The organism is Streptomyces sp. W1SF4 (assembly GCF_003950035.1).
In the GTDB taxonomy this organism is placed as follows: domain Bacteria; phylum Actinomycetota; class Actinomycetes; order Streptomycetales; family Streptomycetaceae; genus Streptomyces; species Streptomyces racemochromogenes.
Genome location: NZ_CP034350.1, coordinates 1,612,877 through 1,624,586 on the forward strand (window position 1 = coordinate 1,612,877; position 11,710 = coordinate 1,624,586).

Annotated in this window: 15 protein-coding genes; 1 reads left to right on the forward strand and 14 read right to left on the reverse strand. The window is 70.8% G+C overall.

All coding sequences use genetic code 11. The annotated features are described in order from the left end of the window. Positions 1-8: 8 nt before the first annotated feature. From tatC to D1J60_RS07680, 10 genes are all read right to left on the reverse strand, one after another. Positions 9-974, reverse strand: coding sequence for a twin-arginine translocase subunit TatC (tatC, locus tag D1J60_RS07635; RefSeq protein ID WP_125820598.1), 966 nt, complete (start codon positions 972-974; stop codon positions 9-11). A 53-nt stretch (positions 975-1,027) separates the two neighbouring features. After that, entirely contained in the window at positions 1,028-1,318 is a 291-nt protein-coding gene (tatA, locus tag D1J60_RS07640) for a Sec-independent protein translocase subunit TatA (protein ID WP_125600220.1), read from the reverse strand. A gap of 210 nt (positions 1,319-1,528) precedes the next feature. After that, positions 1,529-1,729, reverse strand: coding sequence for a hypothetical protein (locus tag D1J60_RS07645; protein WP_125600217.1), 201 nt, complete (start codon positions 1,727-1,729; stop codon positions 1,529-1,531). Between the two features lie 23 nt (positions 1,730-1,752). Beyond that, positions 1,753-1,986: a hypothetical protein gene (locus D1J60_RS07650; protein WP_007263172.1), complete on the reverse strand. Its 234-nt coding sequence runs from the start codon at positions 1,984-1,986 to the stop codon at positions 1,753-1,755. A 14-nt stretch (positions 1,987-2,000) separates the two neighbouring features. Then, positions 2,001-2,969, reverse strand: coding sequence for a WYL domain-containing protein (locus tag D1J60_RS07655; protein ID WP_125600214.1), 969 nt, complete (start codon positions 2,967-2,969; stop codon positions 2,001-2,003). Positions 2,970-3,020: 51 nt separating this feature from the next. Then, positions 3,021-3,977 carry a WYL domain-containing protein gene (locus D1J60_RS07660; protein ID WP_125820599.1) on the reverse strand — a complete coding sequence of 319 codons (957 nt, stop codon included), beginning with the start codon at positions 3,975-3,977 and terminating at the stop codon, positions 3,021-3,023. Positions 3,978-4,103: 126 nt separating this feature from the next. Next, a complete protein-coding gene (locus D1J60_RS07665) occupies positions 4,104-4,478 on the reverse strand; it encodes an FKBP-type peptidyl-prolyl cis-trans isomerase (protein ID WP_241253179.1) in 375 nt (124 codons plus the stop codon). A 46-nt stretch (positions 4,479-4,524) separates the two neighbouring features. Then, positions 4,525-5,529, reverse strand: a complete 1,005-nt coding sequence (locus D1J60_RS07670; RefSeq protein WP_125820601.1) for an FKBP-type peptidyl-prolyl cis-trans isomerase — start codon at positions 5,527-5,529, stop codon at positions 4,525-4,527. 129 nt (positions 5,530-5,658) lie between these two features. After that, complete coding sequence (gene pafA, locus D1J60_RS07675) at positions 5,659-7,020, reverse strand: Pup--protein ligase (protein WP_007263177.1); 1,362 nt, start codon at positions 7,018-7,020, stop codon at positions 5,659-5,661. Positions 7,021-7,078: 58 nt separating this feature from the next. Beyond that, positions 7,079-8,329: an MFS transporter gene (locus D1J60_RS07680; protein ID WP_125600204.1), complete on the reverse strand. Its 1,251-nt coding sequence runs from the start codon at positions 8,327-8,329 to the stop codon at positions 7,079-7,081. Positions 8,330-8,466: 137 nt separating this feature from the next. Here D1J60_RS07680 and D1J60_RS07685 point away from each other — a divergent pair, with 137 nt between their 5' ends. Further along, on the forward strand, positions 8,467-9,465 hold the full coding sequence (locus D1J60_RS07685) for a LacI family DNA-binding transcriptional regulator (RefSeq protein WP_125820602.1): 999 nt from the start codon (positions 8,467-8,469) through the stop codon (positions 9,463-9,465). A gap of 66 nt (positions 9,466-9,531) precedes the next feature. Here D1J60_RS07685 and prcA read toward each other — a convergent pair whose 3' ends face one another. From prcA to D1J60_RS07705, 4 genes are read right to left on the reverse strand one after another with little or no spacing between them, the layout of a single operon-like run. Further along, positions 9,532-10,296 (reverse strand): proteasome subunit alpha, encoded by a 765-nt coding sequence (prcA, locus tag D1J60_RS07690; RefSeq protein ID WP_125598767.1) that lies wholly within the window; start codon positions 10,294-10,296, stop codon positions 9,532-9,534. Positions 10,297-10,345: 49 nt separating this feature from the next. Then, a complete protein-coding gene (gene prcB, locus D1J60_RS07695) occupies positions 10,346-11,185 on the reverse strand; it encodes a proteasome subunit beta (RefSeq protein ID WP_125820603.1) in 840 nt (279 codons plus the stop codon). After that, positions 11,137-11,403, reverse strand: coding sequence for an endonuclease domain-containing protein (locus tag D1J60_RS38825; RefSeq protein ID WP_125820604.1), 267 nt, complete (start codon positions 11,401-11,403; stop codon positions 11,137-11,139). The genes prcB and D1J60_RS38825 overlap by 49 nt, the downstream gene beginning before the upstream one ends. Beyond that, positions 11,342-11,554: a ubiquitin-like protein Pup gene (locus tag D1J60_RS07705; RefSeq protein ID WP_042803062.1), complete on the reverse strand. Its 213-nt coding sequence runs from the start codon at positions 11,552-11,554 to the stop codon at positions 11,342-11,344. Before D1J60_RS07705 ends, D1J60_RS38825 begins: the two co-directional genes overlap by 62 nt. Positions 11,555-11,710: the final 156 nt, after the last annotated feature.

Here is an 11,710-nt window from a genome sequence, read left to right on the forward strand (position 1 = left end):
CCTACCTGTCAGGTGGCGTCGTCGTAACCGTTGATCTGGCGGCGTCCGCCGTCGTCCTGGCCGGGCAGCGAGGAAGCGGACGGGGCGGCTTCCGCGGCACCGATCGGGGCCGGGGTCAGGTCCAGCTCGGATGCCTCGTCGTCGTCGAGCCCGGCGTCGGGGTCGTCGCGCCGGCGCCTGCGGTCGTTCAGCAGGCAGATGCCCAGGGCGATGAAGTAGAGGGCGACGATCGGGGAGGCGAGCGTGAGCATGGTGAGCGGGTCGCCGGTGGGCGTCGCGAAGGCCGAGAAGACCGTGATGCCGAGCACCATGGCGCGCCACCAGCTGCCCAGCCGCTTCGCGGTGAGGACGCCGGTGAAGTTCAGCAGCACCAGCATCAGCGGCAGCTCGAAGGCGAGGCCGAAGACCACGACCATGCGCGTGACCAGGTCGAGGTAGTCGTCGACCGGGAGCAGGTTCTTGACGTGGTCGGGGGTGAACCCGAGGAGGATCTCCGCGGTCTGCGGCAGGATCTTGTACGCGAGGACCGCGCCGGCGACGAAGAGCGGCGCGCCGACGGCGACGAAGCTCAGCGCGTACTTCTTCTCGTTCCTGTGCAGGCCGGGGGCGGCGAACGCCCACAGCTGGTACAGCCAGACCGGGGCGGAGAAGACGATGCCCGCGGACAGGCCGACCTTCAGCGCGATGGAGAAGGGCGCGGTCAGGCCGTTGGTGGTCATCTCGGCGCAGGGGGCGCCGTTGCGCTGGTGCGTGGCGCCGTTGGTGCAGCCCACGGACGACAGCATCGGCTCCAGCAGGAAGTCGATGATCGGCCGGTAGTAGTAGGCCGCGACCACCGTGATCACGACGATCGCCAGAACCGACTTCAGCAGCCGGTTCCTCAGCTCACGCAGGTGCTCGACGAGCGGCATCCGCCCTTCGGCGTCCTTCGCCTGCCGGTCCTTCTTCCCCTGCTTGCGGGCAGACTTGAGCAACCCACGTCCCTTGTCTCGTTGCAGTGACTGGCGTGACGGGCGACCGCCGCGCGTCAGCCCTGGGTGGTGCGGTTGGTCTCGTTCACCGGCCGGGCGCTGGTGACGTCACCGGGCGAGGCCTGGATGGTCCGGGGGGCCACGGGCTGCTGCGCGGCCTGGTCGGCGGCGGGAGCGGCGTCGGCGTCGGCCTCGCCGTCCTTCTTCATGGCCTTGGCCTCGCTCTTGAGGATGCGGGCCGACTTGCCGAGCGAGCGGGCCATCTCGGGGAGCTTCTTGGCGCCGAACAGCAGCACGATGACAGCGATGATCAGAAGGATCTCAAGGGGCTTCAGATTGCCGATCATGTGTGTCTTCCTTCTCACCGAAACGGCTGGTTGTGGTGGCCTTGGGCGATACCGGACAAAGATCCGGTACCGCTCTGACATGGATCGTAACCCCCGAGGGTTAACGCCCGGCAATCCCCGGGGGTACCCGCGAGTGCCTGCCGCACCGACGGTACGGGTCCGGCTCCGCGGTTTCCATATCCAGAGGACTACATGCTCGTGGCGCGACCGCTACGGGGCCGCCGCCCGCCCGGCCCGGGCGAGGTCGGCGGCGGCCCGTTCCAGGTCGCCCGAGGCCTCGGTGATCCGGCGGCTGGCCAGCGCGACCTGCCCGGCCAGCCGCCGCACCTCCAGGAAGACCCGCAGGGCGAGGACGGACAGGACGGCGAGCCCGAGGAACCCCAGGACGATCGCGAGCATCGGCCACAGCATGCCCAGAGCCTAGCGCGCCCCCCTCACACGCTGCGCAGGGTGCTCACTCCCCCGCCCGTCAGGAGCTCCACGATGCGCTCACCGGCGGGTTTGCGGACGGCCGCCGCGCACTCGGGGCAGGTGAAGGAGTAGAAGGTGGCGCGCCGGCTGCCGCCGATCGCCAGCCGCAGCGCGTCCGCCGCGAGCTCGAAGCGCGCCCGGCACTCGGGACATGCCGCCTTGAACGTGACCGGTACGAGACCTGCTGACCGCGACATCGCTCCCGCTCCCCCTAGACCTGTTCCCCGTACCCCGCGAGTGCCTCTCCAGCGGCCTTCCGGGCGCTGTCCGCCAGCTCCGGAGGCGACACGATCCGACCGTCGCGGCCCAGGCGCAGCGCGAGCCGGCGCAGCGAGGCCGGGTCGGGGCTGCGCAGCGTGATCCGCAGGCCGCCGTCGGTGAGCTCCTCGGCGCTGTCGTGCGGGTAGTACTCGGCGACCCAGCGGCCGCCGGGGCCCACCTCGACCACCACCTCCGGGTCCTCGGCGGCCGGCTGCACCAGGCCCACCGACAGGTCGCGGGGCTCGATGGCGGGCGGCTCGGCCCGCTCGTCGAGGAGGCGGATCTCGGCGACCCGGTCGAGCCGGAAGGTGCGCCGGGCCTCGGACAGGTGGCACCACCCCTCCAGGTAGGTGTGCCCGACGGCGAAGAGGCGGATCGGGTCGACGGTGCGCTCGGTGAGCTCGTCGCGGGCGGGCGAGTAGTAGCGCAGCCAGAGCCGGCGCCGCTCGGAGATGGCCCGGTCGACGTCCGCGAAGACGCCGCCCTCGGACTCGAAGGTCACCGACAGCCGGGAGCTGGCCCCGGCGGCCTCGCCGGCGGCGGCCTCCAGCTTGGCGGTGGCCCGCAGGAGCGCGTCCCGGTCGCTCTCCCGCAGCCCCGGCAGGGTCGCGACCGCCCGGGCGGCGACCAGCAGGGAGGTGGCCTCGTCGGCGGCGAGCCGCAGCGGCTCGGCGGTGGACTCCCCCGAGGCGTCGGCGTTGTGCCACCAGATGCGGTCGCCGTCGGTGTCGATGTCGAGCAGGTCCCCGCCGCGGAAGCTGGTGCCGCACATGGGCAGCACGTCGAGGTCCGAGATCAGCTCGTCCTCGGTGATCCCGAAGGCGCGGGCGACGTCCGCGACGTGCGCGCCGGGGCGCTCGCGCAGGTAGGTCACCAGGGACAGCATCCGGCGGGTCTGGTCGATGGCGTTGGCGGCCATGCTGCTACGTCTCCCCCTCAGGGCGTTGCTGCTGTTGTTGTTCGGGCGGGTTCAGCCCCGGGCGACGGCGCGGAGCCGGTCCACCACGTCGGCCCGCAGGTCGGCCGGCCCCACCACGACGACGTCGGGGCCGAACTCCACGAGCCAGGCGTCCAGCCCGTGCCCGTAGGGGATCTCCAGCTCGTCCCAGCCGTCGCCGCCCTCACGCACGGCCGTGGCCTTGGCCCGCAGCGGGTAGCCCGCCCCGGCGCGCAGCCGGATCAGCGCCGAACGCTCGGCGCCCTCACCGGCCCAGGCCGCCACGGTCTCCCGCACGGTCACCACGTCCGGTACGTCGGCGGTGTACTTCCCGGCCCGGGAGCGGACCTTGCCGGTGATCCGGGAGAGCCGGAAGACCCGCTCCGCCCCGCGGTCGCGGTCGTAGCCGGCCAGGTACCAGTGCCCGCGCCAGCACTCCAGGGCCCACGGCTCCACCTGCCGGGGCTCGGGCCGGGCGGCGTTGGACTTGCGGTACTCGAACACCACCGGCCGCCGGTCGCGGCAGGCCAGCATCAGCGGCTCGAAGGCCGCCTCGTGGACCGGGATCCGCGGTTCGATGGCGCTGTGCTGGCCCTCGTACGGGTCGCCCGCCTCCGGCATCCCGCCCGCGCGGAGCTTCTGCAGCGCGCCGCTGGCCGCCCCGGCCAGGCGCGCCTGCTGCCACACCTTGGCCGCCAGCCCCAGGGCGGCGGCCTCCTCGGCATCCAGGGAGACGGGCGGCAGCCGGTTGCTGTCCCGGCGGGCCAGGTAGCCGGTCTCGCCCTCCAGGTTCTCCACGGTCTCGATCACCAGACCGAGCTCGCGCAGATCGTCCTTGTCCCGCTCGAACATCCGGTTGAAGGACTCGTCGTTCCCTGCTTCGAGGTAGGCCTCGATGGAACCGCGCAGCTCACGCTTGCTGAGGGGACGGCGCGTCCCCAGCAGGCACAGCGCCAGGTTCATCAGCCGCTCGGCCTTGGCGATCGCCATCGACGCCCTTCCCCCCACTCTTCGGCACACACTCGTGACCGTTGACCGTACCGCCCCCACGGTCCCCGGCAAAAGCGAGGGCCCCCGCCTCACGGCGGGGGCCCTCGGTGATCACAGCGGGTGAGATCAGACGCGCATCAGGTCGCAGACGAAGATCAGCGTCTCGTTCGGCTTGATGGCGCCGCCGGCACCGCGCTCGCCGTAGGCGAGGTGGGCCGGGATGGTCAGCTTGCGACGGCCGCCGACCTTCATGCCCTGGACACCCTGGTCCCAGCCCGGGATGACCTGGCCGATGCCCAGGATGAACTCCAGCGGGGCGCCGCGGTTCCAGGAGGCGTCGAACTCCTCACCGGAGGAGAAGGCCACGCCCACGTAGTGGACCGAGACCTTCTTGCCGGCCTCGGCCACCGGGCCGTCGCCCTCCCAGATGTCCTCGATGACCAGGTCGGCCGGGGCCGGACCCTCGGGGAAGTCGATCTCGGGCTTCTCGAGCTCGCGCACGGAACTGCTCCTCATACGTACGAAACGATGTACAACCGGAACAGTCTTACACTGCTCCGACGATGTCGACGACGAAGACGAGGGTGGAGTTGGCCGGCAGGTCCTCACCCTTGGCCTGGTCCTTGTACGCCATCTCCGGCGGGATCACCAGCAGCACGCGGCTGCCGACCTTCTTGCCCACCAGGCCCTTGTCCCAGCCCTCGATGACCTGACCCTGGCCGATCTTCGTCGAGAACGGCTGACCCGTCTTCCACGAGGTGTCGAACAGCTTCGCCGAGTCCTTGCCCTGGTTCGGGGCCCACGCCGCACCGCTGTACTGCATGTAGACGGTCTGGCCGTTCTTGACCTCGGGACCCTTGCCCTCGATCAGGACCTTGTCGACCAGCTCCTTCGGCGGGTCGTTCTTCGGGATCGTGATCGTCGCGGCCTTGTCCTCGTCGGCCTTCACCTGCGGGAGGTCGGACGCGATCGGCGCCTGGGTCCCCTCGGCCTTGTTCGGCAGCACGGAGTCCACGTCGAGGACGAACACCAGGTTGTCCTTCGGGCCGACGCCCAGCTGCGGCTGGCCCTGCTCACCGAAGGCCGCCGCCGGCGGGGCCACGACCAGCAGACGGCTGCCGACCTTCTTGCCCAGCACCGCGTCACTGAACAGCGGCAGGATCTGCGGCGAACCCGCCGGGACGACGAGCGGCTGGCCGTTCTCGTCGTAGGAGCCGCTCAGCTCCTTGCCGCTCTTCCAGACCTTGCCCGTGTACTTCGTGACCACGAGATCGTCCTTCTTGATCTCCGGCCCGCTGCCCTCCTTGACGGTGTTCACCACGAACTTGCCGCTCGGCTCGCCCTTGGGGACGGTGATCTCCGCCTTCTTGCCGGCCTCACCGGCGACCGTCGGCATCGGGTCGGCCGACGCCACCGCCTTCGGCACCTCGGTCTTGCCGGCACTGGCCGACGGGGACGCCGAGGAGTCCTTCTTCTCGTCGTCGCCCCCTCCGCAGGCCGCGGTGAGCATCAGAGCCGGCACGATGAGCGCGGCAGCAAGTCGGCGTCGCACAATGGTCCTCAGGGTCGCTGGAATGGTCCGTCGTAGCGGCCCACTCTACGGGCTGACCCCTGCGCGACAAGGCGGTGGCGTGCGGGAACCCCGCACGCCACCGCGTACGGGGTTCCCGGCCGGACCGCGTCACATCCCGGCGATCAGCTTCTCCACCCGGTCGTCCACCGACCGGAACGGGTCCTTGCACAGAACCGTCCGCTGCGCCTGGTCATTGAGCTTCAGGTGCACCCAGTCGACCGTGAAGTCCCGCCGCTGCTCCTGCGCCCGGCGGATGAAGTCGCCGCGCAACCTGGCCCGGGTGGTCTGCGGGGGCACCGACTTGCCCTCGAAGATCTTCAGGTCGTTGCACACCCGCGCCGCCTGCCCCTTGCGCTCCAGCAGGTAGTACAGGCCCCGGCGACGGTGGATGTCGTGGTACGCGAGGTCTATCTGGGCGACCCGCGGGTTGGACATCGTCATGTTGTGCTTGGCCCGGTACCGCTCGATCAGCTGGTACTTCATCACCCAGTCGATCTCGGTGCCGATCCGGTCCAGGTCCTGCGCCTCGACGGCCTCCAGCGTGCGGCCCCACAGCTCCAGCACCTGCGCCACGACGCCCGTGTTGATGCCCCGCCGGTCGGCGAAGTCGAGCGCCTTGTCGAAGTACTCCCGCTGGATCTCCAGCGCCGAGGCCTCCCGGCCGGAAGCCAGGCGCACCTTGCGCTGGCCCGTGATGTCGTGGCTGACCTCCCGGATCGCCCGGATCGGGTTCTCCAGGGTCAGGTCCCGCATCACCGTCCCCGCCTCGATCATGCGCAGGACGAGATCGGTGGCACCCACCTTGAGCAGCATCGTCGTCTCGGACATGTTCGAGTCACCGACGATGACGTGCAGCCTGCGGTAGCGCTCCGCGTCGGCGTGCGGCTCGTCGCGGGTGTTGATGATCGGACGGGAACGGGTCGTGGCGGAACTGACGCCCTCCCAGATGTGCTCGGCCCGCTGGCTGACGCAGTAGACCGCGCCCCTGGGCGTCTGCAGCACCTTGCCCGCGCCGCAGATCAGCTGCCGCGTGACGAGGAACGGAATCAGGATGTCCGCGAGGCGGGAGAATTCTCCGTGCCGGGCCACGAGATAGTTCTCATGACAGCCGTACGAATTGCCCGCCGAGTCGGTGTTGTTCTTGAAGAGGTAGACGTCGCCCGCGATTCCCTCCTCGTGCAGGCGGCGTTCGGCGTCGACGAGCAGGCCCTCGAGAATGCGCTCGCCCGCCTTGTCGTGAGTGACCAGTTCGGTCAGGTTGTCGCATTCGGGTGTTGCATATTCCGGATGCGAACCCACGTCGAGGTAGAGGCGGGCGCCGTTCCGCAGGAAGACATTGCTGCTGCGGCCCCATGACACAACACGGCGGAAGAGGTAGCGCGCCACTTCGTCAGGAGACAGTCGGCGCTGTCCCCTGAACGTGCACGTGACGCCGTACTCGTTCTCCAGCCCGAAAATGCGGCGGTCCATGACTGAACATTACGCCTTCCGCACACTTCTGAAACCGAGTTCGAGAACGGCGTTCCGGTCAGTTCTTGATCAACGGCTCCCGGACGGCCTCCGCCGCACCCTCCGCCGACCCCGCCACCGCACGGCTGCGCCCCGCACCGGCCATCGCCCGCTGAGTCAGCATCAGCACCAGCAGCGCCGCCGCGCCACCACCACAGGCCACCGCGAAACCGGCCGGCACACCACCCCGTTCCAGCGCCGGACCCGCCGCCGCCGTACCGATCGCCGCACCGACCCCGAAGAAGGTCACCAGCCAGGAGAAGGCCTCCGTCACCGTGCCCGCCGGCGCGTGCCGGTCCACCACGATGAACGCACACGCCAGCGAAGGCGCCAGGAACACGCCCGCCAGCGCCGCCAGCGCCGTCATCGCCACCGGACCCACGTCCAGCAGCAGCGGCAGGTAGCAGACGGCCAGCAACGCCACCAGCAGCCGCAGCCGCCGCTCCGGCGCCCCGGCCCACTGCCGCGCCCCGTAGAACACCCCGCCGACCAGCGCGCCCAGGCCCACCGCCGCCATCAGCCAGCCGTACACCGCCTGCCCGCCGTTCTCGTCCGCGTACGCCACCGCCGCCACCGCGATCGAGCCCAGCGCCATGCCGATGAAGAAGAACGCCCCCAGCAGCGCCAGCAGCCCGCGCGAGCGCAGCGCGCCCAGCCAGTGCGCCTCGCGCGGCGCCGAACGCCAGGTCCGCGAAGGCTTCGAGAGCACCACCACCAGCACGCCGACCAGACCGACGCCGTTCAGCACCAGCAGCGCCACCGCCGGGGACCACAGGGCCACGCACAGGGTGACCAGCAGCGGCCCGACCGTGTACATGATCTCCTGGGCCACCGCGTCCATCGCGTACGCCGCGTGCACCCGCTCCTCACGGCCGCCCAGCACCCCCGGCCACAGCGCCCGCAGGCCGCCCTCCAGCGGCGGGGTGAACAGACCGGCGACCACCATCGCGGCGTACGCGGCCGCCACCGAGCCCGTACCGGCCAGCGCGAGCCAGACCATCCCCGCCGCCGACACCAGGGCCGCCGGCAGCTGCACGCGCGGCTGCCCGTACAGGTCCACCGCCCGGCCCAGCAGCGGCTGGCCGACGGCGTTGGCGACCCCGTACACGGCCGCCAGCGCGCCCGCCAGGCTGTAGCTGCCGCCCTGGTCCCGGACGAAGAGGACGATCGCGATCGCCGCCGTGGCGTTCGGCAGCCGGCCTATCAAGGTGCCCGCCAGCAGCCTCGCGGCATACCTGGTCCTGAGCAGCTCCGCGTAACCCGCGGCCATGACCGCCCCCTTCTGCCCGGACCCACGCCCGGGGTAATACGTATAACGAGACACGTCATACGTACCATGGCGGCAGACCCGGGGTCCACCCGGCGAACCCCCCACACCCGCCCCACCTCGCATTCCAGGAGCTACCTGTGACGAGACCCACCAGCCGCGACGTCGCCACCGCCGCCGGGGTCTCCCAGGCCACCGTCTCCCTCGTCCTCGGCGACAAATGGCGCGGCCGCGTCTCCGAACGCACCGCCGCCCTCGTCCGCGAAGCCGCCACCACCCTCGGCTACCGCCCCAACCTCGCCGCCCGCAACCTCCGCCTCGGCAGCACCCGCACCGCACTCCTCGTCGTCCCCGCCCTCACCAACGAGTTCTTCGCCCGCGTCTACACCGGCGCCGCCCGCGTCGCCGCCGAACACGGCTTCGGCGTCGTCCTCTACCCCTCCCCCGAAGGCACCGGCCCCGCCCGCGACCCCTTCGCCTCCGCCCGCGCCGCCCTCGACGGCGTCATCGCCTCCTCCATGGCCACCGACGCCCTCGACGCCCTCGGCGGCGACGGCCTCCCCCTCGTCATGCTCGACAGCGACCCCGCCTCCGGCCGCGCCGCCGCCCACGTCAACCTCGCCATCACCGACGGCATGCACCAGGTCACCCACCACCTCCTCGGCCTCGGCCACCGCCACTTCCTCCACCTCGCCGCCGACGTCGACACCTGGACCTTCGACATCCGCGCCCAGGCCCTCGCCACCCTCCTGCGCCCCCACGCCACCCTGCGCACCGCCCGGGCCGCACTCACCGTCGAGGCCGCCCGGGAGGTCGCCGGGACCGCCCTCGCCGACCCCGCCGACCGGCCCACCGCCGTCATCTGCGACGACGACATCCTCGCCGCCGGCGTCTGCAAGGCCGCCCGGCGCCTGGGCCTGCGCGTCCCCGAGGACCTCTCCGTCACCGGCGTCGACGACCTCGCCCTCGCCACCGCCGTCGAACCCGAGCTCACCACCGTCGCCCTCCCCGCCGAACGCGTCGGCGAACAGGGCATGACCGCCCTCCTCGCCGTCCTCGACGGCACCCCCTGGACCGCCCCCGAGATCCCCGTCCGCCTCACCGTCCGCGACTCCACCGGCCCCGCCCCCGCCGCCTGAGGCCCCGGACACGCGAAAGCCCCGGCCCACCCCTCACGGGGCGGGCCGGGGCCCACGCACCACCGCCTACTCGGCGTCGTCCTCCGACGCCTCGTCGTTCGAGACGGCATCCGCCTGCACCGCCGCCGGGACGTCCGCCTCCAGCAGCCGCGCCAGCTGACGGCCCCGGATCCGCTTGAACTTGCGCTGCTGCGACCGCGTACGGTCCAGTACCGCGACCTCCAGCCGCTCCGCCGGAATGGCCTTGTCCGCACCGTTCGCCTGACTCGACAGCGCCTGCACCGCCAGCTTCAGCGCGTCCGGCAGGCTCATCCCGTCCTGGTGCCGCTGGTCCAGGTAGGTGCTGATCTGCTCGGCGTTCCCGCCGACCGCGACCGAACCGTGCTCGTCCACGATCGAGCCGTCGTGCGGCAGCCGGTAGATCTGGTCACCCGCGGCCGTCGCACCGACCTCGGCCACGACCAGCTCCACCTCGTACGGCTTCTCGCCGGCCGAGGAGAAGATCGTGCCGAGCGTCTGCGCGTACACGTTGGCCAGACCGCGCGCCGTCACGTCGTCACGGTCGTAGGTGTACCCGCGCAGATCGGCGTAGCGCACGCCGCCGATCCGCAGGTTCTCGTACTCGTTGTACTTGCCGGCGGCCGCGAAGCCGATCCGGTCGTAGATCTCGCTGAACTTGTGCAGCGCACGGGACGGGTTCTCGCCGACGAACACGATGCCGTCGGCGTACTGCAGCACGACGAGGCTGCGGCCGCGGGCGATGCCCTTCCGGGCGTATTCCGCCCGGTCGGCCATGGCCTGCTGGGGTGACACATAGAACGGAGTCGACACCGGTTATCCGTCCCTTTCTTCTGGGCGCCTGGGCGCGAGACGAGGATGGTCAGAGCAGGGCGGCGCGCGGTCCGTCGGGCTCCTGGAGCCGACGGTCCGTCACCTTGCGGGCGAGCTCCTGCGACTCGTCCTCGTCCAGCCTGCGGAAGCCCTCGTCGGTGATGACGGTGACGATGGGGTAGATGTGGCGGTACAGGTCCGGCCCGCCGGTCGCCGAGTCGTCGTCGGCGGCGTCGTACAGCGCCTGCACGACCAGCGTGGTGGCCTGCTCCTCCGACAGGTCGGGGCGGTACAGCTTCTTCATCGAACCCCGGGCGAAGATCGAACCGGAACCGGTGGCGGCGTAGCCGTGCTCCTCGGAGCGGCCGCCGGTCACGTCGTAGGAGAAGATCCGGCCCTTCTCCTTGGCCTCGTCGTAGCCCGCGAACAGCGGCACGACGGCGAGCCCCTGCATGGCCATGCCCAGGTTGCTCCGGATCATGGTCGAGAGCCGGTTGGCCTTGCCCTCGAGCGACAGAGTCGCCCCCTCGACCTTCTCGAAGTGCTCCAGCTCCAGCTGGAACAGCTTGACCATCTCCACGGCCAGGCCGGCCGTACCGGCGATGCCGACCGCGGAGTACTCGTCGGCCGGGAACACCTTCTCGATGTCCCGCTGCGCGATCATGTTCCCCATCGTCGCCCGCCGGTCACCGGCGAGCACGACCCCGCCGGGGAAGGTCACGGCGACGATGGTCGTCCCGTGCGGCGCCTCGACGATCCCCTCGGGCAGCCGCCGGTTCCCCGGCAGCATCTCGGGCGCGTGCGCACCCAGGAAGTCCATGAAGGACGACGACCCCGGCGTCAGGAAGGCTGCCGGTAGACGCCCTGTGCTACGAGTGTTGGGTTCCACAGGTTTCCTTCCACGTAAGCGGCTGCACGCCTCATGACGTCCGGCCGATCCTTGTACCGCCCCATGGCTGCGCGGCAGCCGGACAGTGCGCCTCGGACCATACCCGTCTGATGATCACTAAGGCAGTCAGACCTTCGAATCGAAGGCAAAAGGGGCCTACTGGCCACCCTTCTGAACGAACGACCGCACGAAGTCCTCAGCATTCTCCTCGAGTACATCGTCAATCTCGTCAAGAACCGAGTCGACGTCGTCGGAGAGCTTCTCCTGCCGCTCCTTGAGGTCGGACTGCGCTTCCGCGGCCTGCTCCTCGACCTCTTCGGTCGAGCGAGTGGCCTTCTGCTGTCCGCCGCCGGTGTCCTTGGTCGCCATGTCTACCTCACCCCGCTCGGTTCGCACGCTCACACGGAGAGACCCCGGGATTCGGGACCTCTCAAGATCAGACCCTACGTCGGACCCTACAAGGAGGGCCCGGCGTTCGTCCCCGTACTTTCACAACGTCCGGGTGCCTTCATGATTCCCGGGCCG

What these genes read in the sequence shown, in the direction of transcription:
- tatA (WP_125600220.1), bottom strand. Translation starts at nt 1,318, where the DNA reads ATGATCGGCAATCTGAAGCCCCTTGAGATCCTTCTGATCATCGCTGTC.
- D1J60_RS07645 (WP_125600217.1), bottom strand. Translation starts at nt 1,729, where the DNA reads ATGCTGTGGCCGATGCTCGCGATCGTCCTGGGGTTCCTCGGGCTCGCC.
- D1J60_RS07650 (WP_007263172.1), bottom strand. Translation starts at nt 1,986, where the DNA reads ATGTCGCGGTCAGCAGGTCTCGTACCGGTCACGTTCAAGGCGGCATGT.
- D1J60_RS07655 (WP_125600214.1), bottom strand. Translation starts at nt 2,969, where the DNA reads ATGGCCGCCAACGCCATCGACCAGACCCGCCGGATGCTGTCCCTGGTG.
- D1J60_RS07660 (WP_125820599.1), bottom strand. Translation starts at nt 3,977, where the DNA reads ATGGCGATCGCCAAGGCCGAGCGGCTGATGAACCTGGCGCTGTGCCTG.
- pafA (WP_007263177.1), bottom strand. Translation starts at nt 7,020, where the DNA reads ATGGACCGCCGCATTTTCGGGCTGGAGAACGAGTACGGCGTCACGTGC.
- D1J60_RS07680 (WP_125600204.1), bottom strand. Translation starts at nt 8,329, where the DNA reads ATGGCCGCGGGTTACGCGGAGCTGCTCAGGACCAGGTATGCCGCGAGG.
- D1J60_RS38825 (WP_125820604.1), bottom strand. Translation starts at nt 11,403, where the DNA reads ATGTACTCGAGGAGAATGCTGAGGACTTCGTGCGGTCGTTCGTTCAGA.
- D1J60_RS07705 (WP_042803062.1), bottom strand. Translation starts at nt 11,554, where the DNA reads ATGGCGACCAAGGACACCGGCGGCGGACAGCAGAAGGCCACTCGCTCG.